Below are 24,545 nucleotides of genomic sequence, written 5' to 3'. Positions count from 1 at the left end.
CGGGTGCGTATCACAGGCTGGGCGCTGCCGACGGTTTGCCGTATAACAAGCCCCAACACCTTCTTTGGCCACATAGGGACCATGATTAACTGCGATGAAGACGCCAAAACGTATTGAACCCCTGGTGGAAGCTGGGTTGGTCGATGAAGTGGTACGCCCGTTGATGAGTGGCAAGGAAGCGGCGGTGTATGTGGTGCGCTGTGGTGATGAGTTGCGCTGCGCTAAGGTCTACAAAGAAGCCAATAAACGCAGTTTCCGCCAAGCCGCTGAGTATCAGGAAGGCCGCAAGGTACGTAACAGCCGCGATGCGCGGGCCATGGCCAAGGGCTCCAAATACGGTCGTAAGGGCCAGGAAGACGCTTGGCAAAATGCCGAGGTCGCCGCCCTGTTCCGTCTGGCCAACGCCGGTGTGCGCGTGCCTAAGCCGTATGACTTCTTGGAAGGCGTGCTGCTGATGGAAATGGTCGACGACGGTGAGGGCGATGCGGCGCCACGCCTCAACGATGTTGACCTGCACCCGGACGATGCCCGCGAGTTCCACGCCTTTATGATTCAGGAAGTGGTCAAGATGCTCTGCGCCGGCTTAGTCCACGGCGACTTATCGGAATTCAACGTGCTGCTCGACCCCAATGGCCCGGTGATTATCGATTTGCCGCAAGCGGTGGATGCGGCGGGCAACAACCACGCCTTTAAGATGCTCGAGCGCGATGTGCGCAACATGGCCGAGTACTTTGGTCAGTTCGCTCCGGAGCTGAAATACACCAAGTACGCGAAAGAAATGTGGGCGTTGTATGAGGCCGGCGAGTTGACTCCCGAGACTCAGTTGACCGGCGAGTTTAATGACCCGCAAGAGAGCGCTGACGTGGATGCGGTGCTGCGCGAGATCAAAGCCGCGTTGGCCGATGAAGCGCGGCGCCAAGCCTTGCTTAACGCCGAAGATGAACCCAAGGGTGAGGAGCCGCCACCGCCTTGGGCGCAATAGCTGCTTGAGTGCTCTTGGACTTGAACTAGGCCGCCGTAAGGCGGCCTAGTGCTGTTACAGGCGTGCTGCGCTAAAAGTGTCGCAGCGGTTGATTTGCCCGCTTTCATAACCGGTTTTAAACCAGCGCACCCGTTGCTCAGAGCTGCCGTGGGTGAAGGAGTCCGGCACCACTTGGCCGCGTGACTGCTTCTGCAGGCGGTCATCACCAATGGCGTTGGCGGCGTTCAGGGCTTCTTCTAAATCACCGGCTTCGAGCCAGTCGTTACGCTGCTGGCCATGGAACGCCCAAACCCCAGCCAGGCAGTCGGCCTGCAACTCCTGCCGTACCAGCAGGCCGTTGGCGCCTTCCATTTGCTGGCCGCGCTGGCGCGCTGCGTTGATCTTGGCCGAGACGCCGAGCAGGGTTTGCACGTGGTGGCCAACTTCGTGGGCAATCACATAGGCCTGGGCAAAGTCGCCGGCGGCACCGAAGCGTTGCTCCAGTTCCTGGAAGAAGCTCAGGTCGATATACACCTGCTGATCGCCCGGGCAGTAGAACGGCCCGACGGCGGCGTCGGCAAAGCCGCAAGCGGAGTTAACCCCACCGCGAAACAGCACCAGCTTCGGATCGCGATACTGTTTGCCTGCCTGCTGGAAGATTTGCCCCCAGGTGTCTTCGGTGTCGCCCAACACCGAGCGCACGAACTCGCTCTGTTGGTCGTTGGCCGCCGGCGCCGGACCGCTGGACTGGGTGACCTGGCCACCACCGCCCTGCATGGCTTGGCCGGCAATCTGGCCGAGGATCTGCATGGGGTCTTGGCCGCTGATCAGGCCGATCACCACGATAATGGCGACACCGCCCAAGGTCAGGCCCTTGCCGCCACCGATGCGCATGCCGCCACTCTTGCCGCGCTCGTCCACCACGTTGTCACTGCGTCTGCCACGTTCCCAGCGCATAATTTTTGTCCTGTCAGCGTTGTTCGTTGAGTGTTGTTGGCCCGGCGCAGTGACGCCAGTCCGGTCATGCGATGCTAGCGGCTGGGGTAGTCGCTGAGCACCTGCTGTTTACCTTGTTGATCCAAGCCTATGACCTGATAGGCATCTTGTAAGTTGCCGCGCTCCATACCCGGTGCGCCAGTGGGCATGCCTGGTACGGCAACGCCGAGCAGTTGGGGCTGCTGGCGCATTTTCAGAATATCGCTGGCCGGCACGTGGCCTTCGACAAACTGCCCGTCGATGACCCCGGTGTGGCAGGAGGCCAAGCCGTGGGGTACGCCGAGACGGCTTTTGACTGCGGGCATATCGCTTTCGACATGATCTTGCACGTTAAAGCCGTTGGCCTGCAGGTGGCTGATCCAGGCTTTGCAGCAGCCACAGTTGGCATCGCGATGCACGTCGATGGTCAGCGGCTCAGCGGCAATGCTCAGGCTACTTAAGAGCCCGGTTAACAACAGCAGCTGGCGCATGCTGCGACTCCTTCATGGTTAAGTTGGCCAGTATAGCGGAGCCTTGTGCGCTGGGTCGGATCAGGGTCTCAGTGGCTGGTTTATCCTGCGCGCATCGCACTATACAAAGAGGTGGAACATGGGCTTGGCGCGGCTAATGGTCATCCTGCAAATCCTGGTTTTGGCCGCTTCGGGGCTGGCTTACTTTATTTGGCCACAGGAATTGGCCAATGTCAGCGGGGCGCTGCTGATGACGCCGGCGGCGGTGACCGATGTGCGCGCCTGGTATGGCGGCCTGCAACTGGGCTTGGCGGCGTTTCTTGGTCTGGCCCTAAGCTCGCCGGCACTGCTGCGCGCGGCGTTGACCTTGCAGGTGTTGTTGCTGAGCGCCTTGGTTCTGGCGCGCCTAGGTGGGCTGTGGCTCGATGGCGGGGCGCAGCAGACCTTTAATCTGACTGCGCTGCTGCTTGAAGGCGTCGCGGCGGGCTTGAGTTTCTGGGCCTTGCGCGGCCTCAACCGCGCTTGATCGCAGAGGCTTTAGCGGCGCTCGAGCAGGACCCCGGATTCCATGTGGTGGGTGTAGGGGAACTGATCGAACAGGGCGCAGCGGCTGATGCGGTGAGTGTCGTGCAGCTGCGCGATGTTCGCCGCCAGGGTTTCGGGGTTGCAGCTGATGTAAAGGATGCGCTCGAAACGCCGGGTCAGCTCGCAGGTGTCCGGGTCCATGCCGGCGCGCGGCGGATCAACAAACACGGTGGCGAAGTTGTAGCTGGCCAGATCCACCTCTGCTAAGCGGCGAAACGGTCGCACGCCGTTTAAGGCTTCGGTCAGCTCTTCAGCGGAGAGCCGCACCAGGGTGATGTTGTCGATCTGGTTATCGGCCAGGTTAGCCAGGGCGGCATTCACCGACGACTTACTGATCTCCGTGGCCAACACCTTGCCGACGCGGGTCGACAGCGGCAGGGTGAAGTTGCCGTTACCGCAGTACAGCTCAAGCAAATCATCCTGACGTTCGCCCAGCGCTTCATAGGCCCAGCCGAGCATCTTCTGGTTGACCTGGCCGTTGGGTTGGGTGAAGGCGCCCTCGGGCTGGCGATAACGATAGTCACGCCCGGCCACTTGCAGGGTTTCTTCGACGTAATCGCGGCCAATGACAATGCGCTTGCCCTTGGAACGGCCGACGATGCTTACCCCCAGCTCGGCGGCGAGCTTCTCGGCCTCTGCGGCCCAGGCTTCATCCAGCGGGCGGTGGTAGCACAGGGTGATCAGGCCGTTACCGCTTAGGGTGGTGAGAAACTCCACCTGGAACAGCTTAAAGCCCAGCACCTTATTGGCCTGCCACGCGGCCTTGAGGCGCGGCATCAGCGCGTTGATCTGCTGACTGGCGATGGGGAATTCTTCGATAAAGATCGGCTGGTGCTTATCGCCCGCGGCGAACATGGCGTAGTGGCGCTCATCGCCTTCACGCCACAGGCGAAATTCAGCGCGCAGACGGTAATGCTCTGACGGTGATGCAAAGACTTGCGGGGCTGGTGCGTCGAAGGGCGCTAGCAGTTCGATCAGACGCTGCTTTTTCTCATCAAGTTGCTGGGAATAGGTGCTGGGATCGAACTGGGAACGGCTCATGGAAGACTCGGCAATCAGCGAAAAATGCGCCCGCTGGGGTAGGCGAGCGGGCGCATCATATCAGGAGAACAGGCTCAGCTTGACCACGCAGAACAGCGCGAGGATCACCAGCATCAGGTTCAGCTCACGCCAGCGCCCGGCCAGCACCTTGGCGATAACCCAAGTGATAAAGCCGAAGGCGATGCCCGTGGCGATGGAGAAGGTCAGCGGCATGGCCAGGGCGGTGACCAGCACCGGAGCGGCGACGGTGATGTCGTGCCAGTCGACTTCGGCCAGGCCGGCCATCATCAGCACGGCGACGAACAGCAGCGCCGGCGCCGTGGCGAAGGCCGGCACGCTGCCGGCCAGCGGGGCGAAGAATAGCGCGAGCAGAAACAGCACCGCGACCACGCAAGCGGTCAGGCCGGTACGGCCGCCAGCGGAAACCCCGGCGGCCGACTCCACATAGCTGGTGGTGGTCGAGGTACCCAGCAGCGAGCCGGCCATGGCGGCGGTACTGTCAGCCAGCAGGGCGCGGCCCATCTTTGGCATGTAGCCGTCTTTGCGCATCAGCCCGGCTTTTTTCGCCACGGCGATCAGGGTGCCGGAGTTATCGAACAGGTCGACGAACAAGAAGGCGAACACCACGCTGACCAAGCCAATATCCAGCGCGCCCATGATATCCAGTTGCAGGAAGGTCGGCGCCAGCGACGGCGGCATCGACACCACACCCCCAAAGGGGGTGATGCCCAAGGCAATGCTGATCACGGTAATCAGCAGGATGCTGATCAGCACCGCACCGGTGATGCGGCGCGCCTCCAGGCCAATGATCAGGAAGAAACCGAGGATCGCCAGCAGCGCCTCAGGCTTACCGAGATTGCCGAGGCTGACCAGGGTATTGGCGTTATCCACCACCACGCCGGCGTTTTGCAGCGCGACCAGGGCGAGGAACAGGCCAATCCCGGCGGCAATCGCCGTGCGTAAGTCCATCGGGATGCTGTTGATAATCCACTCGCGGATCTTAAACACCGACAGCAGCAGGAACAGACACGCCGAGATAAACACCGCGCCCAAGGCCACCTGCCAGGTGTAGCCCATGCCCATCACCACCGTATAAGTGAAGAAGGCGTTGAGGCCCATGCCTGGCGCTAGCGCGATTGGGTAGTTGGCGATCAAGCCCATCACTGCCGAACCAAAAGCCGCGGCCAAGCAGGTGGCGACAAAGATCGCGCCCTTATCCATCCCAGTTTCGCCAAGGATGCTCGGGTTAACGAAAAGGATGTAGGCCATCGTCAGGAAGGTGGTCAGCCCTGCCAACACTTCTGTGCGCAGGGTGGTGTTATGGGCTTTTAGTTGAAACAGTCTTTCCAGCATGCGGGGCTCCCCAAACGGCATTCGGCCGCGGTTATACAGAGCAAAAGCAAAGCACAGTTGTACATGTTTTTGCTGGCGATCTGCAAAAAGTCGCGCATCATAGCAGCTCGTTTAGGTCGGGTGAATTTATGACCGAGCGGCCAGTTATTAATTTGTGCGAGGAACGATCAGATGACGTTGCGGGCGCTAATTTGTGTGGCAGAGGGCGTAGAAGATCTGGAGTGCGTGACGCTGATTGATGTGTTGCGCCGCGCCGAAATCGAGGTGGTGGTGGCCAGTATTGAAGACCGGCGGATGATCACCTGTGCCCGTGGCACGCGGCTGACTGCCGATGCCATGTTGATGGATGTGCTGGCGCAGCACTTCGATCTGCTCGTGTTGCCCGGCGGCCTGCCCGGTGCGCAGCGTTTGGCCGAGCATGAGCCGTTAGCTCAGCGGGTGCGGGAGCAGGCCAAAGCCGGTCTGTTGTTTGCCGGCATTTGCGCTGCCCCGGTGTTGGCCTTGCAACGTTATGGCGTGCTGCGTCAGCGGCGCATGACCTGCTACCCGGGCTTAAGTGAACAACTCAGCGGTTGCGTGTTTGTCGACGAAGCAGTGGTGGTCGATGGCAACTGCATCACCAGCCAAGGTCCGGCGACGGCTTTGCCGTTTGCCCTGATGTTGGTTGAGCAGTTGGTCGGGCGCGCCACCCGCAAGCAAGTGGCGCAGGCCCTGTTGACGGTTTAAGCCTCGTTGGCCTGGCGGTGCAGATGGTCGCGCTTGGCCAGTTCGGGGAACAGGCGCATCCACAGGCCCGTGACCAGAATCGCGCCAAAACCGCCGATCAACACCGCAGGCACCGTGCCGAACCACGCCGCGCTGACGCCTGCGCGGAAGTCGCCAAGCTGGTTGGAGGCGCCGATAAACAAGCCGTTGACGGCGCTGACCCGGCCGCGCATCTCATCCGGGGTTTGCAGCTGCACAAAGGCCTGGCGGATAACCATGCTGATCATGTCCGCAGCGCCGAGCAGGACCAAGGTGAGCAAGCTAAACCACAGCGAAGTGGACAGGCCAAAGCCGATGGTGGCCACGCCAAACACCGCCACGGCGCTGAACATCACCGGGCCGACCCGCCGCTCAATGGGGTGCCGCGCCAACCAGATCGACATCACCACCGCGCCCACCGCTGGCGCCGAGCGCAGTAAGCCCAAGCCCCACGGGCCGGTGAGCAGGATGTCCTTGGCGAACACTGGCAACAGGGCGGTGGCGCCGCTCAGTAGCACGGCGACCATGTCCATCGACACCGCGCCAAACACCACCGGGCGGCTGCGGATAAATTTAAAACCGGCCAACAGCGATTGCAGCGAAACCTTCTGTTTAGTCGGCACGTGCTGAGTGGGCAGGCACAGCATCATGCTTAAGGCCGCCCCATAGAGCAGCGTGGCCGGGCCGTACACCCAGCCGGCGCCTAAGGCGTAGAGCAAGCCGCCGAGGGCCGGGGCGATGATGGTCGCCGCCTGGATGGCCGAGGCCGACGCGGCAACAGCCGAGGCGAACAGTTTCTCCGGCACCACGTTGGGCAGCAGCGCTTGAGTAGTGGGCATCTCGAAGGCGCGGGCGGTGCCGAGGAGGAAGGCAATAAGGAAGATCATCTCGCGGGTGATGCCGCCTGCGCTGCTGCCAATCAGCAGCGTCAGTGCCACCAAGCCTTGCGCGCTTTGACACAGGGCCGCGACATAGCGGCGGTCAAAACGATCTGCCACGTGCCCGGTGAGCAGGATAAACAGCACCTTGGGCAGAAACTCCACCAAGCCAACCAAGCCCAGATCCAACACGCTGCCGGTCAGCTCATACATATGCCAGCCGATGGCCACGGTGAGCATCTGGAAGCCGCTGGCAGTGAACACGCGGGCAAACCAAAAAAAGATAAACGGCCGGTGTTGGCGTAACTGCTGAGGATTCGACATGGGCGCAGAAATCAGAGGTGTTTCGAGGAAGCGCAGCCTAGCACGGGGTGCCGGGCGGCGGCAGCGGCGTGGATAAGGCACTGATGAATTTAACCGAGGGTTTGTTTGTCTACCAGTGCGACTGTTAGACGACGGAGGTTTTCCATCGACTACGCTTTATGTGACTGATGAGTTGCCGCGCCAGGCGTTGCGCCTGCTCTTCTAATAAATGGCTAACACTGATTAGCCCGAGGAACGGACATGTCCACCCCCGAGTTGTCCCGTCGCCGATTTTTGCAAAGCAGCGTTATCGCCGGAATCGGCGTCAGTTTTGCCCCGCTGGGCAGCAAGGCCTTTGCTGCTCTGTTTGAACAACAAGTAACCGCGGCCCCGCAACCCTGGTACAGCCCCAGCGGCAAAGCCGTGGCGCGTATCGACGGAGTGTCGAAAGTCATCGGCGCCAAGGTGTTTGCCCGCGATATCCGCGCCAAGGACATGCCCGGCTGGCCGCAGCAGCAAGGCCACGCTTTGCTGCTCAAGGCCACCCAGGCTGAGAAGTTGTATGCCGGCCTGGATCTGTCCATGTTGCCCAACGAGTTGCAACCGCAGCGGGTGGTCACTGCCATCGACCTGGCCCGCGACGGCATCGACTTCCCCGAGGGCCATCAGCTCGATCCGCTGCTGCCCGAGGGCCAGGTGCCAATGTTTATCGGCCACCCGGTGGCGTTGCTGATCTGGCACGACTTCGAGGCGTATCGCCAGGCCAAGGCCCTGCTCAAATTCGACCCTAAGGTGATCCGCTATGGCGCCGCGGCGCCGGCCTATCAGCGCGACCCATACGGCAGCTTCCGCTTTGTCCGGGTCGGCGGCGCCACGCCCTATGACGGCGACAGTTTTTCCAGTCTCAAAGACAGCATGCTGTTTCCCCTGCTGCTCAATCGCAAACCGACCTGGGGCAGCGGCAAGATCAATGGCGACCTGACAGAGCAAGGTCTTTACCACGCCGAGCAGATGCTCAAGGAACTCAGCGCGCCGCCGGACGACTGGCTGGTGTTTGATGAGCGCTACAGCACCCAGTCCATTGAGCCGGCGGCGCTTGAGGCCGACAACGGCAATGGCTGGTATGACGCAGCCAGCGGCACGGTGCATTTTGTGATCGCCACGCAATGTCCATTTGAGGCCGCTGAGCAGTGCGCCAATATGCTCGCGGCGTCGCGCTTTGCCGTGCAGCAGCTGAATATGCACCCCGGCTACACCGTCGGATATGGCTCCAAGGACAATAATATTTTCGTGTTTTACGCCGCCTTAGCCGCGTTGTATGGCGATGGCGTGCCGGTGCGCTTGGCTAATGACCGCTACGAGCAGTTCCAGAGCGGCATCAAGCGCCATCCCTTCGATATGCATTACCAGTTGGCGGTGAATAAGCACAATCACCAGTTCCAGATATTCCGCGCGCATATGGATGTGGATGGCGGCGGCCGGGCCAACTACAGCGCCTCGGTGGCTTCGGTCGGGGCCACGGCGGCGCAGTCGATTTACTATTTGCCGCGCAGTGATCTGGCCGCCACGGCCTACCATTCGCGTGGCGTCGAGGCCGGCTCCATGCGCGGCTACGGCACCCTGCAAACCATGGCCGCCACCGAGATGATGGTCGATGAACTGGCTGAGCGCCTGCAGGTGGATGCTATCGAATTGCGCCAGAAAAACGTGCTCAAGTCGGGCATGAAAAACACTCAAGGCGCGATCCCCGCCGGGGCCCTGCGCTTACAGGAAATCCTCGATAAAGCCGCCCAGCATCCGCTCTGGCTGGAGCGTGAGCAGCGTAAGCAACAGGCCGATAGTGAGGATGTGGATAACCTCTACGGCATTGGTTTTGCCATCTGCCAAAAGGATTTCGGCACTGGCGCCGAGGCGCCCATGGCCAGCGTGCAATTCAGTGCCGAGGGGCACGTTGAACTGCGTCAGACCGCCATTGATATGGGCACCGGCATGGCCACCACGCAGGCCTTGTTGGTGGCCGAGTACTTGGGCGTACCCGCGACGCAGATCAAAACCGGTGAAACCCACTGGCCGGAGCTGGCGCTGGTCAGCAGCGGCAATCCCTACCTGATCAGCCAGGCTGAGCAAGATCTGGCCCTGCGTAATCCGCGTTGGGTCGGGCGCTTGGCCTCGCCGTCATCGGCGACCAACTCGGCCTATTACGCCGGCCACGCGACCCGCGAAGCGGCGCGCCTGTTGTTCCGTCATGGTCTGTGGCCGGCGGCCGTGGCCATTTGGAGTCAGGGCGAGCACGGCGGCTTGGCCAATCCTTATGTGGTGCGCAGCGAAGACGCCCATTGGGTGGAGGGCAAACTGACGGCCGCCAGCATGCCGCCGCTGCCCTTCGCCATGCTGGCGCGCAAGGCCCATGAGTTGGGCTTGATCACCGGCGTCAGCGTGCACGCCTTTAACCGCTGGAGTTGGGCCACCGCTGAGTTTGAACTCAATGGCCAGCGCGAGAGCCTGCCGTTGGATGCCCTCGCCGTGCAGTACGGCGCCGGTGCTACTGACGCCAGCAAGGCTAAGCAAGGGGCGCATGGCTTCCATCTACTCGACCGGCAGAGCGTCAACTACCCGGTAACGCAATTGAATAACGCCATGGTCACCTACTACAGCCCGGTGGCGACCTTGGTTGAAGTGAAGGTCAACAAGGGTAGTGGCGAAGTGCAGGTGCTCAATCACCATTCCTGGCTGGAGTGCGGCCGGGTGATTGTTGAGGAACTGGTGCGGGGCCAGCTCGAAGGCGGTATCGCCATGGGCATCGGCCATGCGTTGCTGGAGGAAATGCCGCGCTATGAAGGCGGTCCGGGGGAGGGCACGTGGAACTTCAACCGTTACCAGTTACCGCGCGCCAAGCACTGCGCGGTGTGGTCGCAAAGCGCTGAAATTCTGCCGCCGTTATCACCCAGTGATCAGGCCAAGGGCATTGCCGAGGTGGTGATGATCCCCATCGTCGGCGCCATTGTGAATGCCGTGGCCCACGCCACCGGCAAGCGCCTGCGCGAGCTTCCTCTGACTCCGGCCCGTATTAAGGAGGCCCTGCATGGCTAAGCGCCTGCTCAGCATGATCATCAACAGCCAGGCCGTCGGCCCGCTGGAAGTCGCTGACGATCTGATGATGATCGACTTTCTCCACGAACACCTCAACCTCACCGGCTCGCGACTGGGCTGCGGGCAGGGGATTTGTCACGCCTGCGTGGCGATCCTCGATCATCCCGATGGCAGCAGTGAGGAGATCCGCACCTGCATCACCGGCGCGCATTTTTTTGATGGCAAGCGCGTGCGCACCATCGAGGGTCATGCGCGCAAAGATGAGCAGGGCGAGGTGGTGGAACTCAATCCGATCCAGCAACAGTTCGTCGACAGCTTCGCCTTCCAGTGCAGCTACTGCACGCCGGGCTACGTCAACGCGGCCACCGTGCTGGTGGAGAAGCTCAAGCGGCAGCCTGTGCGCAGCAGTGAGCTGGAAGCCGAGATCGACGCGGCGCTGGGCAAACATATCTGCCGCTGCACCGGCTATGTGCGCTACTACCACGCGGCCCGCGATGTGATCCAGGCGCTGGGCCTGGTCAAGGAGGGCTGAGCATGCGCGCACTCTTACTGGCGGCTTTGCTGCCGCTCAGCGCCATGGCGGCTGATCAGGCCTTGCTGGAACGCGGCCAATACCTGGCACGCGCCGCCGACTGCGTGGCTTGCCACAGCGTCGAGGGGGGCGCGGAGTATGCTGGCGGGCTGCCCTTGCAGTCGCCGTTTGGGCTGATCTACGGCAGCAATATCACGCCGTCGAAAGCCCATGGCATCGGCAATTACAGCGCCGAGCAGTTCTATCAGGCGGTGACCCAGGGCAAGCGCGCCGACGGCAGCAATCTCTACCCGGCCATGCCTTACACCTCGTACCGCCTGCTTAAGCGCGACGATGTCGATGCCATCTATGCCTATCTGATGAGCCTGGCGCCGGTGGAGAAACCCAGTCCGGTGACCCAGCTGAGCTTTCCGTTCAACCTGCGCTTTGGCTTGAGCCTGTGGAACAGCCTGTATAAGGACTCGATCATTTTGCCGGCAGTGGCGGACAACAGCGCGACCTGGCAGCACGGCCAGTATCTGGTCGAGGCGCTGGGGCATTGTGGCGAGTGCCATACCCCGCGCAATAGCTTCGGCGCGTTACAGGCGGATCGGCATCTGCAGGGCGGCGAGCTGCTCGGTTATGAGGCGCCCAGCTTGCAGGCCAAGGACTTAGCCGCGCGCGGCTGGAGTCAGGAGGACCTGGCCACGTTCCTCAAACACGGCATCAGCGCCCAAGGCTCGATGTTCAACGAAATGTACCCGGTGCTGCACCACAGCACGCAGTACCTGGCGGATAAAGACCATCAGGCCATGGCCACTTATCTGCTGGGCGATGTGCCGCCAGCTATACGCAAACTGGCGCCGGTGCCACTCAGTCAGGTGGATGCCAGTGGCCAGCGTGGCCGCCAGCATTACCTCAACCTGTGTGCCGGCTGTCATGGCGCGCAGGGTGAGGGTGTCCCCCATGTGGCAGTCGCGATGCGAGGCAATACCACCTTGAGTCTGCCCAGCGGGCAGAACCTGTTGCGGGTGATCGATGAAGGCATTGCTGAGCAGCAGTTCACCGGCTTTGAGCGGATGCAGCCGATGCCCGGTTTTCGTCAGCAGCTGGATAATGGCCAGTTGGCCGATCTGCTTAGCTATCTGCGGCAAACCTGGGGCGGTCACGGGTCGCTGAGCGCCGAGCAAGTCAGCCAATTGCGCCGTGACTAAGGGCGCAGGGGGACTAGACTGAAGCTCATTCGTACATTTGTTGGACGTGTGCGAATGAGCGGCTTACGCGACAAAACACCACAGCTGCGGTTCAGCCAACTCTAGGTACTCTCTGCGGGCGTTTTGACCTGGGTCAAGACGCCCTCTTGGATTTGCCTGTTGGCCCGGCTGGGCCACATCCATTGCTGAACCTCTATAACCACAAGAACCATTGCGCCGCCAACGACTCCCATGCAGTGAGGCGTGGGGCTGCCGTTTATTCAGAATAAACCTGTTGAGGATGTTCTATGTTTGGTTTGGAGGCTTTAGACCTAGCCCGAATCCAGTTCGCGTTCACTATCTCGTTCCACATCATCTTCCCGGCCATTACCATTGGTCTGGCCAGTTATCTGGCTGTGTTGGAAGGTTTGTGGTTGAAGACGAGGCAGGAGCATTACCGCGACCTGTATCATTTCTGGGTGAAGATTTTCGCCGTTAACTTCGGCATGGGCGTGGTGTCTGGCCTGGTGATGGCCTATCAGTTCGGCACTAACTGGAGCGCTTTCTCCGAGTTTGCCGGAGCGATTACCGGGCCGCTGCTGACCTACGAGGTGCTCACCGCGTTCTTCCTCGAAGCGGGCTTCTTGGGCGTCATGCTGTTTGGCTGGAATCGTGTCGGCCCAGGCCTGCATTTCTTTGCCACGGTGATGGTGGCCATTGGCACGCTGATCTCGACCTTCTGGATTCTTGCTTCCAACAGCTGGATGCACACACCCCAGGGGTTTGAAATTATCGACGGACGGGTGATCCCCACTGACTGGCTGGCCGTGGTGTTTAACCCGTCATTCCCCTACCGCTTGCTGCATATGGCCACTGCCGCGTTCCTCGCCACGGCGTTTTTTGTCGGCGCCTCGGCGGCCTGGCATTTGCTGCGTGGGCGCAGCACCCCGGCCGTGCGCAAGATGTTCTCGATGGCTATGTGGATGGCCCTGATCGTCGCCCCGGTGCAGGCGGTGATCGGCGACTTCCATGGTCTTAATACCCTTAAGTACCAGCCGGAAAAAATCGCCGCCATCGAAGGCCACTGGGAAAATAAACCTGGTGAGGCGACTCCGCTGATTCTGTTTGGCTGGCCCGACATGCAGCAGGAGAAGACCCGCTTCAGCGTGCAAATCCCCTACCTGGGCAGCCTGATTCTGACCCACAGTCTGGATAAGCAAGTGCCAGCACTGAAGGAGTTCGCCAAGGAAGATCGGCCTAACTCCACCGTGGTGTTCTGGACCTTCCGCGTCATGGTCGGCCTGGGCATGTTGATGATCCTTACGGGGGTCTTGGCCTTTGTCCTGCGCCTGCGGGGCAAGCTGTTTAACTGGCGGCCGTTCCTGCACCTTGCGGTGTGGATGGGGCCTGCGGGCATCATCGCCATTCTGGCCGGTTGGTACACCACCGAGGTGGGCCGCCAGCCGTGGATCATTCACGGCTTGATGCGCACCGCCGATGCCTCCTCGGGGCATAGCTTTGGCCAGATGAGCCTGACCCTAGGGCTGTTTGTGTTGATCTACTTCGCCGTATTTGGCGTCGGCATTGGCTACATGCTGCGCCTGGTGCGCAAAGGTCCGGTGGCGCACGCCGGGACGCAAACTATGGATGGTGGCCCTGGCCAGCAACGTACTCCAGCGCGGCCATTGTCGGCGCCTGGCGAAGGCCTGGAAGAAGGCCATAGCGATTCACTGGATGAGGGTAAATAACCATGGGTGTTGATCTCTCGTTAATCTGGGCCGTGATCATCGCCTTCGGCGTGATGATGTACGTGATCATGGACGGCTTCGATCTGGGCATCGGCATCATCTTCCCCTTCGTCAAAAGCGAAGGCGAACGCGATGTGATGATGAACACCGTCGCTCCAGTGTGGGACGGCAACGAAACTTGGCTGGTGCTCGGTGGCGCCGCCTTGTTTGGGGCCTTCCCGCTGGCCTACGCGGTGGTGCTCAGCGCCCTGTATTTGCCGCTGATCTTTATGCTGCTGGGGTTGATCTTCCGTGGTGTGGCCTTTGAGTTCCGCTTCAAGGCCAAGGCCTCGCGCCAGCATATCTGGGACAAGGCCTTTATCGGTGGTTCGATCACCGCGACCTTCTTCCAGGGCGTGGCGCTGGGGGCTTATGTCGAGGGCTTTGAGGTGGTCGACAAAACCTTTGTCGGCGGCTCGCTGGACTGGCTCACGCCGTTCTCGCTGTTCTGCGGCGTGGCGCTGATCGCGGCCTACGCCTTGCTCGGCTGTACCTGGCTGATCATGAAAACCGAAGGCCGCTTGCAAGAGCAGATGCACAACATGGCGCGGCCGTTGGTGTTCGTCCTGCTGGGTGTCACCGCCATCGTCAGCCTGTGGACGCCTCTGGCTGATCAGGCCATCGCCAACCGCTGGTTCAGCACGCCGAATATCTACTGGTTTATGCCGGTGCCCATCCTGGTGCTGCTGTGCACTTGGGCGTTGCTGCGGGCCGTGGCGCGCTATGCCAACTACACACCGTTTATCCTCACCCTGACCCTGATCTTCTTAGGCTATAGCGGCTTGGGGATCAGCCTGTGGCCGAACATCATTCCACCGTCGGTGAGCATCTGGGAGGCTGCGGCACCGCCGCAAAGCCAGGGATTTATCCTGGTGGGGGCGTTGTTCATCATCCCGTTTATTTTGATGTACACCGCCTGGAGCTATTACGTGTTCCGCGGCAAGGTCAACGAAAACCAGGGCTACCATTGAGGAACGGGCCATGTCTCAAGTTCAGCAATCCAAGCCCCTGTGGCAGCGTATTGGTTGGCTGATCACCATCTGGGCCGGCAGCGTGCTGGCCCTCGCGGTGGTGGCCTACGGCCTGAAGCTGGTGATGCGCGCAGTGGGTATGGGCACGCCATAAACACCCCGTTAATGGGCGGCTGTTAGCCCTCCATGACCCCAGCAGCTAAGGTGGACAAGCTACGCGTTGTCCACCCTACTCAAGGTTCGCGACCTGTTGGGCGGGGTGTGGCCGAAGCCCACCGGCGTAGGGTGGATGACGCTTCACCCATCCACCATGCAGATAGCCTCACGGCCAGCCCGCAGTCATCTCGATGGGGCGTGCGGCAAAGTGGTTTGTTATAGGGCTCTGCCCGTCCAGCGGTGGACAAGCTGCGCGTTGTCCACCCTACTCAAGGTTCGTGATCTGTTGGGCGGGCGTAGCTGAGGCGCGCCACCGTAGGGTGGATGACGCTTTACCCATCCACCATGCAGATAGCCTCAGGTCAGCCCGCAGTCATCCCGATGGAGCGTGCGGCAAAGTGGTTTGTTATAGGGCTCTGCTCGTCCAGCGGTGGACAAGCTACGCGTTGTCCACCCTACTCAAGGTTCGCGATCTGTTAGGTGGGCGTAGCTGAGGCCCACCGGCGTAGGTTGGATGACGCTCCACCCATCCACTATGCAGATAGCCATACTCCTCACACGCAGTCCGCGCTCATCCCGATAAGGATGAGAAGGCCGCTCTGCGTGGTTTGCGCTTGAGGTCGGACTCAGATCAAAGACTCGGATACATTTTGTTACAAGCGGCTCTGTCTCAAGCCCCGCGCGGTCTTGGGCGCTGCTGCGCAAATCTTTGCGCAACTGAGCGCTGCTATGGTCGAACATCTAACGACCTACGCACTGGGCATGGCGTATCCCTGACTCGCCGACATGAGCACCCCAGCTGTCTTGGTCCCTGATCATGCTCAGCAAGGATGCGCTATGAGTGGCAAACCCGCTGCCCGTATCACCGATCCCACCGCCTGCCCAGTCTCAGGCCATGGCACTAACCCCATCGCCAGCGGTTCACCCGACGTGCTGTTCGATCACTTGGCCGCCGCGCGGCAAAGCGATGTGTCTGCCTGTGGCAGCCCCATTGTCTCGGCGGTTTCGTCCACGGTGTTTATCAACGGCAAGCCCGCCGCCACCTTGGGCAGTGTCGGTAGTCATGGCAACGTGATTATTGGCGGCTCAGGCACGGTGATTATTGGCGATACCTTTACCCCTGCGCCCTTCGTTCCCGTTACTCCGCTGAACATGGCGAGCGCACCTTATTCGGGGCGCTTTCAGGTGATTGATTACGAAACCGGCCTGCCTGCGGCCGGACGGCAGGTCAAGGTCTGGTCCACTGGCGGCTGGAGCTCCATCGAAACCACCGATGAGCAGGGCATGACTGCTTGGGTTAAGCACGACAGCGCGCAAACCCTGCATATCGATTTACTGCAGGGGGAGGGCTAGTCATGGGTGATCAACCAAGTTTGTCGCAGGGCGGTATGAGCTCGGCAGGCAGCACCCATCCGGTTGGGGTGCAGACACCCAAGCTCGCCCCGCAGGATAAAAAGGTGCTCTGCTCAGCCGTCTGCTATTGCAGCAGCACGCCCAATACCAGCGTGGATGGCAAGAGCCTGAAGCAGAACTGCGTGTCGCAGCGTCTCGGTGAACTTAATGAGGTGCTACAGGGGCGTAGTCCCTACCGGCCTGAGGTCAGTTACGACATGACCAAGAACCCACCGCAGCCGACTCTCGATAGCCAGACCGGGACAGGTTCCCATGGCTGGATCCCCGGTTGGATCAGTAAATATTGGGAGCAAGATCCCGAGCATCCACCCTTTAAACCGGGGCGGGGCATGATCCGTCGGCCCGATGTAGTGATTGTCACCGATCCCAATAAGCCGCCGACTCAGGACAATATCAAGCAGGTGGTTGAGATGAAGTTCCCACCAGATCCGCCCAACCAAGATCAAGCTGATGCCTATGCGATAATCGCGGGTGGCAAGAGCAAGATGGTGCAGATGAGTTCAACGGAGTGTGACTGCAGCAAGCAGGAGCAGGACTCTAAAGTTCCAGTGGAGCAATTGGGCTGGGCAGCGGCTATCGCCAGTGCGTTGATGTTCATTATTACTAAGGGGCGCTCCCCGCGTCCTTCAATGCCAGTTCCAGCTTATTAATCGGGAGTACGCTTTATGCCGCAACCATTTGACCTAGCTAAAGAGCTGGCCAACATGCCTGGAGTCCTCGAGATTCCTGGGCATCTGTTGATGAGGGGCGGGCCACAGGACTATGTGGGGGCCGCAGCGTGCATACGAGGCACGCTGTATTTTAAGGGGGCTCACACTGCTTTGGTTCGTGAAACTCTGTGTCAGTGCTTTGATGAGTTCAAGCGACTTGCTGAGCCCAACCTGACTTGGCTTTGGCGTGAAGAGCCGCCTCAAGGTAAGCCGTTGACTGCTTATTCCGAGGTCAAGAGCTTGCGCGAAATGATGGCTGAGATGGATGAAGATGATCACTTAAGTTTTTACTACACAAGCGGTGTTCAGCCCCAAGATGCCAGCTCTTGGTATTTTGAAATCTATGGAAAGCGAGGTTGGGAGGCCAAAATAGGTCGGGACACAAGCGTGTTAGAGTTTTCAGTCCCAATTCTTTACCAAGATGAAAACCCGCTTGAGTTGCTGCGCTTATTTGTGAGCTTTGCGCGGCGGCTAGGTGCAGAGCAGGGGTGTGCTGGTCATGCATTCAACCTATCCCCTACACAGCGCGATGATAACGAGCCCACAGAAGCATTTATGGTTTCTCGAATGCCGGGAGTTGATGCTGGTACCTCAGCGCTTTTGGCAAATACTCCGGACTTTCAATCAGCCAAAATCAAAACCGTCAGTTGGCTGACCATGCTTAATAACGAGCGCCTGCAGTTAGCCGGAGGCCTTGCAGCGTTAAAGGCGCAACTGTCGGCCAGCCATTTCGCTTTTTACGATGTGGGGGATGGGGTGGTGATTCAGGCCGGACCTTATCCACTGGGCGCAGGTGATGCAGAAGATCCCAAGCCGGCTGCTTATGTCCTGATTAACCATGCCCTCAAAAGCATCCGCTACGAAACCGTAGGCTGGATCCACGGCGGCACCCACGATGGCGAGCTGCGCTTGATTGGCTGGGCTGCTGATCAGTGGCTTAAGCGCTTGGATGTGGAGGATGCCGCGCTACCTGCGTGGAAGCAAAAACTGTTGAGCCGTGAGCCGATTTTGGATGCGAGCAACTCCTTGCCCGAGCGTTTATGACGTCTATGATCTGGGCCTGATTTGGGTTCGCTCAGGGAGGGGGCGAGGCTGTTAGGTCTTGGCCTCGAGTCGCCTAATGAGGCCTAAGCTGACTGATCAGTAGGTCAGCGTAGGTGCGCAAAGAGGCGTTTTGCCGGTTAAGCCTACGCCTTAAACACCTGCTCACGGTGGTAGCGCATATAGGTCTGATGTTCCGGCGCCAGATCGACTTGCATGGTCGCGTTGATGCCGAGTTGCTCGGGGTTGCGTAAGTGCGGCGACAGCATAATCAGGCCGTTTTGCTTAAAGCTGATCAGGCCCGAATCGAAGGCTTTGTCCAGATTGGCCAACAGTAATAAACCATTAAATGGATCAAGCCGCTCCTGGTTATTCGCCTTTGACCACGGCTTGATATGGGAGGCCACGAGCAGGGCTGGGTCGCTATAGCCGGTCACCGCGCAACCGCCCCAATGGCTGATCAGATCTTGACGAAACGCACCTTGGCCGAGGCGGGTTTTAATCAGGCTGAGTTGGTCGGTAACCGATGTTTTATGCTCCTGCAAAATCGTCTGCAGGTCTTGTTCGAAGCAGGCTTCGGGCTGCTCGGCCAGGTATGCGGCGAATTGCTTTAGGGCCGCTTCTTACATCCCTTTACCTTTGCTATTGCGCTCAATAAAGATCGGCAGCGCACGGATCTGTGCGGCCAGCTCGGCAAAGGTGGCCGAGTCGCGGTACTCGAACAGTGGGGGTGGCACTCAGTTGATAGTGCTAAGCCCAAGAGTTCAACGGTCCAGTGATTGAGCTGTTGTACTTTTCAATACTGGAGGCTGAGAGTCCCCTTGCGGCCATCCATGTGGCAAATGTCATTTATTGCCTATTTGTCTGATTGTGATCTTTTAGAGCTAAATAATTATCACGGATCAGATACTCAGGCGAGTAGGGTGCAGGCTTAATTCAGGCAGGTAATCTGCCGCCCCTAGACAAGCCGCCGCGCAAATGGCTAAGTCGCACGACGTGTGTCGCGCGCCTTTTGGCGGTTGGCATTTATTGGCGATAGACCGAGGGTTGAGATTGAGCGTGATAGAAGCAAAACCCATTAGGCGTAAGTCGCTGCATAGCGAGACGGTCGATCACCTGCGCGAGTTGATCGTCAGTGGCGTGTTGGCGCCGGGGCAGAAGATTCCGGAGAAGGCGCTGTGTGAGCGTTTTGATATCTCCCGCACGCCGCTGCGCGAAGCTCTCAAGGCGTTGGCCGCGGAGGGCATGATTGAGTTATTGCCGCAGCGTGGTGCGCGGGTGGTGACGATCAGCGATGAGGAGCTGCAGGAGCTGTTTCCGATCATCGCCAGCATCGAGGCGCTGGCTGGTGAGTTGGCTTGCGCCAAGATCAGCGACGCGCAGCTGGCGCAGATCCAGCAGTTGCATGAGGACATGCTGGTGGCGTACCAGGGCAAGCGCAGCCTGGAGTATTCGCGACTGAATCGGGCTATTCATTTTGCGATCTTTGAGGCGGCGGATAACAACTCCCTGCTGACTCTGTACCGCAACTTGGAGCTGCGGATCCGCAACATCCGCCACACCGTGCGCCAAGCGCCAGGCGATTGGAAGGAGGCGGTGAATGATCACGAGAAGATTCTTCAGGCGCTGCTCGAGCGCGACGCGAACAAGCTCGGCAAAATCATGCGCAAGCATGTGATGAACACCGCGCGGACCGTGCGCCACTCGATTGATGAGCTGCAAGAAGACGCTCAAATTGACTGAGTTTTCATTCAAGTCGAATCAAGAACTCCCAAGAAAATAAGCTAATAAACGCGCCAATATCGGGCATTTTCAGAAAATTTAGCGCTAAGTTTGTGCGTAAGAAATGAATTCATTATTTATTATTCTTTTTAGTTGACGCCGAGATTCTGTCCCGCCAGCATGGGTCGGCGATGCTAGTTGTGGCACGTCGGTTCCCACTTCCAAGTGGCCGTATCGCGATAAAAATAAAGGGGCAAACACATGAAGAAGATTTTCGCGACATCGTCGTTGATGCTAATGCTGGCGGCTGCGGGCGTTTCGGCGCAGGAAGGGACACTGGATAAGATCGCCGAACTGGGTGAGATCAGCATCGGTCACCGTGACGGTGCCGTACCGTTCTCCTACTACGATGACCAGCAGCGCCCAGTTGGCTATGCCATGGACCTCTGCGGCAAAGTGGTCGATGCGGTGAAAGCCAAGCTGGGCAAGGCGGATTTGAAAATCAGCCACCTGCCAGTGACCGGCGCCACCCGTATGCCGCTGCTGGCCAACGGCACCATCGACATGGAGTGCGGCACCACAACTAACAATGCTGAGCGGCAGAAGCAGGTGGCGTTTTCCTCCACTTATTTCGTGGCCGGTGTGCGCATCCTGTCCAAAGCCGATGCGCCGATCCAAACCATGGCCGACGCCAAGGGCAAAACCGTGGTGACCTTGGCCGGCACCACCAGCGTTAAGGTGGTCAGCGAGGCCAACGCCGCGCAGTCCTTGGGCCTGAACGTGCTGAACGTGAAGGACTTGGCCGAAGGCATGCTGACCCTGCAAACCGGTCGTGCCGTGGCGCTGATTTTTGACGACGTGTCGATTGCGGGCGCTGCCGCTACTTCGAAGTCCCCGGCTGACTTTGTAATGTCGGCCGAGCCTATGTCGATCGAACCCTACGGCATCATGCTGCGTCGTGACGATGCGGCGTTTAAGCAGCTGGTTGATGAGGTGCTGGCCGGTCTGTATGCCAGCGGGGAAATCAACGCCATCTACGACAAATGGTTCGTGAAGCCGATCCCACCACGGGGCATCAACATGAACCTGCCGATGTCGGCGCAGTTGCAGAAAGTCATCGCCGCGCCGACCGACTCGGCCAATCCTGACACCTACCGCTAAGCATCACCGGGGCTGATCCCGCCAGCCTGGCGCAGCCCCCTTGATCGATGTTTGCGCAACCCGCCAAGGCCGACTTGGCGGGCCGAACATGCCGGGGACGGGACGATGAATTACAACTGGAATTGGTGGATCTTTTTCGAGCCGTCGCTGGATGGCACTCACACGTATTTAATGACCCTGATTTGGGGCGCCGGCTGGACCGTGGCTACGGCCCTCGGCGCCTTTAGCATCGCCCTGATCCTGGGCACGCTGGTCGGTGTGTCACGTACCGCGCCGCTGGCTTGGTTACGCCGCCTGGGCAGCTGCTTCGTCGAGCTGTTCCGGAATATCCCGCTGCTGGTGCAGATGTTCTTGTGGTACTTCGTGCTGCCTGAGGTGCTGCCCACAGAGGTCGGCAACTGGCTCAAACAAATCTCCAACGGCCCCTTTATCACGGCCGTGATCTGCCTGGGCTTCTACCATGCCGCGCGGATGGCCGAAGTGGTGCGGGCGGGGCTGGAAAGTTTGTCCCGTGGCCAGCGCATGGCCGGCCAGGCCTTGGGTCTGACGCAAGTACAGACCTATCGCTATGTGTTGCTGCCGATGGCTTATCGCATCGTGATTCCGGCCATCACCTCGGAGTTTCTCAGCTGCACCAAAAACACGTCGGTGGCGTTGGCGATTGGCTTGATGGAGCTGACGGGGAGTGCGCGTGCCATGCAAGAAAACAGCTTCCAAACCTTCGAAGCGTTTATGGCCGCAACCACCCTGTATCTGTTGCTGAACCTGATCATCATCTTTGCCATGCGCGTCGTAGAGCGTAAGGCGGCGGTGCCAGGCTACGGCCAACGCAAGGAGAGCTGATTATGTTTGGCAGTTTCGACCTGGGAGTTGTGGTCGACTCGCTCCCCTATCTGTTTCTCGATGGCATGCGTTTCACCCTGACGTTGACCTTGCTCGCCACCTTGGGCGGCATCCTGTTCGGGGCTTTGCTGGCGGTGATGCGGTTGTCGCGTTACCGCGCGCTGTCGCTGTTTGCCGGTGGCTACGTCAACCTGCTGCGCTCGTTGCCGTTGGTGTTGGTGATTTTCTGGTTCTACTTCCTGATGCCCTACGTCATGCAGTGGCTTACCGGTGCCTCACGGCCGGTACGGATGGACCCGTTCTGGTCATCCATGATCACCTTCACTTTGTTCGAGGCCTGCTACTTCTGCGAGATCATCCGCGCCGGGATTCAGGGGCTGCCGCAAGGTCAGAGCCAAGCCTCGCTGGCACTGGGTATGACGCGGCGGCAAAGCCTGTTCAACGTGGTCTTGCCGCAAGCACTGCGCAACATGCTGCCGCTGATGCTGACGCAAACCATCGTGCTGTTTCAGGACACCTCACTGGTGTACATCCTGTCGATCACGGACTTCCTCGGCGCCGCAGCGAAAATCGCCCAGCGAGATGGCCGCCTGCTGGAAATGTATGTGTTCGCCGCGCTGGTGTACTTCGTGATTTCTCTGCTTGCTTCTTACGCCGTACGCCGCTTGCAAGCGCGCGTGGCGATTATTCGTTAAGGGTGCTTTAGCGATGATAACGATCAGCGATGTTAGTAAATCCTATGGTGCCTTTCAGGTGCTGACGCACTGCTCCACGACCGTGAGCAAAGGTGAGGTGGTGGTGGTATGCGGGCCGTCCGGTTCGGGCAAGTCCACCTTGATCAAAACCGTCAATGCGCTGGAGCCTATCGACAGCGGCGAGATCAGCGTCGACGGCATCAGCGTCACCAGTAAAGACACGCACTTGCCGTCCCTGCGTTCGCGGGTCGGCATGGTCTTCCAGCACTTCGAGCTGTTTGCGCATTTGTCGATCATCGACAACCTGTGTCTGGCCCAGATCAAAGTGCTCAAGCGTAGCCAGGCGCAGGCCCGTAGCAAGGCTCTGCAGCTGTTGGAACGGGTTGGTCTGAGTGCTCAGGCCGAGAAGTTTCCCGGCCAGCTTTCCGGCGGCCAGCAGCAACGGGTGGCGATTGCCCGGGCCTTGGCGATGGACCCGGTGGTGATGCTGTTTGATGAGCCCACCTCGGCCCTGGACCCGGAAATGGTGAATGAGGTGCTGGATGTGATGGTCGAGCTGGCCCGCGAAGGCATGACCATGATGGTGGTGACCCACGAGATGGGCTTTGCGCGCAAAGTGGCGAATCGGGTGATCTTTATGGATCGAGGCGAGATCGTCGAAGACGCCGATAAACATGAGTTCTTTGCCAGCCCGCGCAGTGAGCGGGCCCAGCAGTTCTTGTCAAAAATCCTCGCCCACTGAGCCTAGAGTTTGTTTATGGAAACCCCCAACGAGTTGCAATTGCTCACCCAGGCGGCTGCCCGTGGCGAGGCCCTGCGCGATGGTCGCGTGATCCTTTACGCTGGCGCCAACCTACCCAGCCCGCAGGCGCAGGCGGCCTATGCGCCTGAGCTTAGTGCTTACCCGGCGATGGGCCCGAGCTTCGCCAAGGAGCAACCCGATACCGATCTGGTGTCAGGTTTGGAAGTGGCGGTGCGTAGGCGTATTTGCCGGCTGTTTAAGGCCGCTTGGGCCGAGCCGCGCCTGCCCAGTTGCACCATCGCCAACCTGGCGGTGTTCCATGCCTTCAGTCGGCCCGGTGATTTGCTTTTGGCGCCGGCAGCGGCCCATGGCGGGCACCTCAGTCAGCGCCGTGGCGGCACCCCTGAATTGGCCGGCTTGCGTGTGGTCGATCTGCCTTATGACAGCCAGGTCTGTCGCTTGGATACGCAGGCGGCGGCGCAGCAGGTGCGTGCGCTGCGGCCTAATTTGATCATGCTCGGGCGCTCGGTGATCATCACCCCGGATGATCTCGAAGCGGTGGTCGAAGCGGCGCAGGAGGTGGGCGCGAAGACCATTTATGACGCCTCCCACGTCAGTGGTTTGATTGCCGGCGGCTGCTTCCCTAATCCGCTGGAAATGGGGGTGGATATCCTCACCAGCTCCACTTACAAAACCCTGCCGGGGCGCCCCCATAGTCTGATCGCCGGGCGTGATCCGGCGGATGGCGAGCGCTTGGCGGGCTTTATCGACCGTGCCCTGTTGGCCAACTACGATGCCGGCAAGCTGCCGGCGTTTCTGGTCACCTTGCAGCAGGCCGAAGCCGATGGCGGCGCCTACGCGCGACGGGTGTGTGCGGCCACCGAGCTGTTCGCCCAGTTGCTGCGCGAGCAGGATGTGGCGGTGATTGCCCCCGAGGCCGGTGGCATTTTCACCCACCAGGTGCTGGTGCCGATGAGCCCGAGTGTGGCACCGGCGCAGGCCATGCATGCGTTGCAGCGCCAGGGCATTTTGCTCGGCACCTGCGCGGACCCGCGCACACCAGGCGGCTATGCCTTGCGCGTGGGCACCCAGTACATCGTCGCGCAAGGGCAAGACAGTGAAGTGGCGGCCATCGCCTGTCGCTTAGCCGGCTCACTACGCCGAGCCCCCGACGGGCGCATGCTGGTCGGTTAAGTCGCT

At 60.1% G+C, this 24,545-nt stretch carries 24 protein-coding genes; 18 read left to right on the top strand and 6 right to left on the bottom strand.

Annotated elements, in window-relative coordinates; translation table 11 throughout:
* Positions 1-94: 94 nt before the first annotated feature.
* Positions 95-982, top strand: a complete 888-nt coding sequence (locus NTD81_RS13990; RefSeq protein ID WP_262183198.1) for a PA4780 family RIO1-like protein kinase — start codon at positions 95-97, stop codon at positions 980-982.
* Between the two features lie 54 nt (positions 983-1,036).
* Here NTD81_RS13990 and NTD81_RS13985 read toward each other — a convergent pair whose 3' ends face one another.
* Positions 1,037-1,918, bottom strand: coding sequence for a neutral zinc metallopeptidase (locus NTD81_RS13985; protein ID WP_262183196.1), 882 nt, complete (start codon positions 1,916-1,918; stop codon positions 1,037-1,039).
* A 74-nt stretch (positions 1,919-1,992) separates the two neighbouring features.
* On the bottom strand, positions 1,993-2,427 hold the full coding sequence (locus NTD81_RS13980; RefSeq protein WP_262183195.1) for a DUF411 domain-containing protein: 435 nt from the start codon (positions 2,425-2,427) through the stop codon (positions 1,993-1,995).
* A gap of 118 nt (positions 2,428-2,545) precedes the next feature.
* On the opposite strand from NTD81_RS13980, the gene NTD81_RS13975 reads away from it, so the two are divergent.
* The gene (locus tag NTD81_RS13975) at positions 2,546-2,932 is read left to right on the top strand and encodes a DUF4345 family protein (protein ID WP_262183193.1); all 387 of its coding nucleotides are present in this window, start codon (positions 2,546-2,548) and stop codon (positions 2,930-2,932) included.
* A gap of 11 nt (positions 2,933-2,943) precedes the next feature.
* Here NTD81_RS13975 and trmA read toward each other — a convergent pair whose 3' ends face one another.
* On the bottom strand, positions 2,944-4,032 hold the full coding sequence (gene trmA, locus NTD81_RS13970; RefSeq protein ID WP_262183191.1) for a tRNA (uridine(54)-C5)-methyltransferase TrmA: 1,089 nt from the start codon (positions 4,030-4,032) through the stop codon (positions 2,944-2,946).
* 60 nt (positions 4,033-4,092) lie between these two features.
* Positions 4,093-5,385, bottom strand: a complete 1,293-nt coding sequence (locus tag NTD81_RS13965) for an NCS2 family permease (RefSeq protein ID WP_262183189.1) — start codon at positions 5,383-5,385, stop codon at positions 4,093-4,095.
* Between the two features lie 171 nt (positions 5,386-5,556).
* Here NTD81_RS13965 and NTD81_RS13960 point away from each other — a divergent pair, with 171 nt between their 5' ends.
* Complete coding sequence (locus tag NTD81_RS13960; protein ID WP_262183187.1) at positions 5,557-6,111, top strand: DJ-1 family glyoxalase III; 555 nt, start codon at positions 5,557-5,559, stop codon at positions 6,109-6,111.
* Here the strand turns inward: NTD81_RS13960 and NTD81_RS13955 are convergent.
* The gene (locus NTD81_RS13955) at positions 6,108-7,331 is read right to left on the bottom strand and encodes an MFS transporter (RefSeq protein WP_262183185.1); all 1,224 of its coding nucleotides are present in this window, start codon (positions 7,329-7,331) and stop codon (positions 6,108-6,110) included. The two genes, NTD81_RS13960 and NTD81_RS13955, sit on opposite strands and share 4 nt — an antisense overlap.
* Positions 7,332-7,571: 240 nt before the next feature.
* On the opposite strand from NTD81_RS13955, the gene NTD81_RS13950 reads away from it, so the two are divergent.
* From NTD81_RS13950 to NTD81_RS13910, 9 genes are all read left to right on the top strand, one after another.
* Complete coding sequence (locus tag NTD81_RS13950; protein ID WP_262183183.1) at positions 7,572-10,400, top strand: xanthine dehydrogenase family protein molybdopterin-binding subunit; 2,829 nt, start codon at positions 7,572-7,574, stop codon at positions 10,398-10,400.
* Complete coding sequence (locus NTD81_RS13945) at positions 10,393-10,932, top strand: (2Fe-2S)-binding protein (RefSeq protein WP_262183182.1); 540 nt, start codon at positions 10,393-10,395, stop codon at positions 10,930-10,932. Before NTD81_RS13950 ends, NTD81_RS13945 begins: the two co-directional genes overlap by 8 nt.
* A 2-nt stretch (positions 10,933-10,934) precedes the next feature.
* Positions 10,935-12,125: a cytochrome c gene (locus NTD81_RS13940; RefSeq protein WP_262183180.1), complete on the top strand. Its 1,191-nt coding sequence runs from the start codon at positions 10,935-10,937 to the stop codon at positions 12,123-12,125.
* A gap of 287 nt (positions 12,126-12,412) precedes the next feature.
* The gene (locus tag NTD81_RS13935) at positions 12,413-13,852 is read left to right on the top strand and encodes a cytochrome ubiquinol oxidase subunit I (protein ID WP_262183178.1); all 1,440 of its coding nucleotides are present in this window, start codon (positions 12,413-12,415) and stop codon (positions 13,850-13,852) included.
* Between the two features lie 2 nt (positions 13,853-13,854).
* Positions 13,855-14,862: a cytochrome d ubiquinol oxidase subunit II gene (cydB, locus tag NTD81_RS13930; protein ID WP_262183177.1), complete on the top strand. Its 1,008-nt coding sequence runs from the start codon at positions 13,855-13,857 to the stop codon at positions 14,860-14,862.
* 10 nt (positions 14,863-14,872) lie between these two features.
* On the top strand, positions 14,873-15,016 hold the full coding sequence (locus NTD81_RS13925) for a DUF2474 domain-containing protein (protein ID WP_262183175.1): 144 nt from the start codon (positions 14,873-14,875) through the stop codon (positions 15,014-15,016).
* Between the two features lie 839 nt (positions 15,017-15,855).
* Complete coding sequence (locus NTD81_RS13920) at positions 15,856-16,371, top strand: PAAR domain-containing protein (protein ID WP_262183174.1); 516 nt, start codon at positions 15,856-15,858, stop codon at positions 16,369-16,371.
* A 2-nt stretch (positions 16,372-16,373) separates the two neighbouring features.
* Positions 16,374-17,081 (top strand): VRR-NUC domain-containing protein, encoded by a 708-nt coding sequence (locus NTD81_RS13915; RefSeq protein WP_262183173.1) that lies wholly within the window; start codon positions 16,374-16,376, stop codon positions 17,079-17,081.
* A 15-nt stretch (positions 17,082-17,096) separates the two neighbouring features.
* Entirely contained in the window at positions 17,097-18,185 is a 1,089-nt protein-coding gene (locus NTD81_RS13910; RefSeq protein ID WP_262183172.1) for a DUF3396 domain-containing protein, read from the top strand.
* Between the two features lie 143 nt (positions 18,186-18,328).
* Here NTD81_RS13910 and NTD81_RS13905 read toward each other — a convergent pair whose 3' ends face one another.
* A complete protein-coding gene (locus NTD81_RS13905; RefSeq protein ID WP_262183170.1) occupies positions 18,329-18,727 on the bottom strand; it encodes an HNH endonuclease in 399 nt (132 codons plus the stop codon).
* Positions 18,728-19,241: 514 nt separating this feature from the next.
* On the opposite strand from NTD81_RS13905, the gene NTD81_RS13900 reads away from it, so the two are divergent.
* From NTD81_RS13900 to NTD81_RS13875, 6 genes are all read left to right on the top strand, one after another.
* Positions 19,242-19,925: a GntR family transcriptional regulator gene (locus NTD81_RS13900; RefSeq protein ID WP_262183169.1), complete on the top strand. Its 684-nt coding sequence runs from the start codon at positions 19,242-19,244 to the stop codon at positions 19,923-19,925.
* Between the two features lie 240 nt (positions 19,926-20,165).
* A complete protein-coding gene (locus NTD81_RS13895; protein ID WP_262183168.1) occupies positions 20,166-21,065 on the top strand; it encodes a transporter substrate-binding domain-containing protein in 900 nt (299 codons plus the stop codon).
* A gap of 105 nt (positions 21,066-21,170) precedes the next feature.
* Positions 21,171-21,908, top strand: coding sequence for an amino acid ABC transporter permease (locus tag NTD81_RS13890; RefSeq protein ID WP_262183166.1), 738 nt, complete (start codon positions 21,171-21,173; stop codon positions 21,906-21,908).
* Positions 21,909-21,910: 2 nt separating this feature from the next.
* A complete protein-coding gene (locus NTD81_RS13885; protein ID WP_262183165.1) occupies positions 21,911-22,603 on the top strand; it encodes an amino acid ABC transporter permease in 693 nt (230 codons plus the stop codon).
* A 13-nt stretch (positions 22,604-22,616) separates the two neighbouring features.
* Complete coding sequence (locus NTD81_RS13880; RefSeq protein WP_262183164.1) at positions 22,617-23,345, top strand: amino acid ABC transporter ATP-binding protein; 729 nt, start codon at positions 22,617-22,619, stop codon at positions 23,343-23,345.
* A gap of 15 nt (positions 23,346-23,360) precedes the next feature.
* Positions 23,361-24,539 carry a glycine hydroxymethyltransferase gene (locus tag NTD81_RS13875; protein WP_262183163.1) on the top strand — a complete coding sequence of 393 codons (1,179 nt, stop codon included), beginning with the start codon at positions 23,361-23,363 and terminating at the stop codon, positions 24,537-24,539.
* Positions 24,540-24,545 lie beyond the last annotated feature (6 nt).

This window comes from Pseudomonas sp. 5P_3.1_Bac2 (assembly GCF_025465995.1).
Taxonomy (GTDB): domain Bacteria; phylum Pseudomonadota; class Gammaproteobacteria; order Pseudomonadales; family Pseudomonadaceae; genus Aquipseudomonas.
The sequence above is the reverse complement of the archived record's forward strand: the minus strand, read 5'-3'. Positions and strand labels throughout refer to the sequence as shown.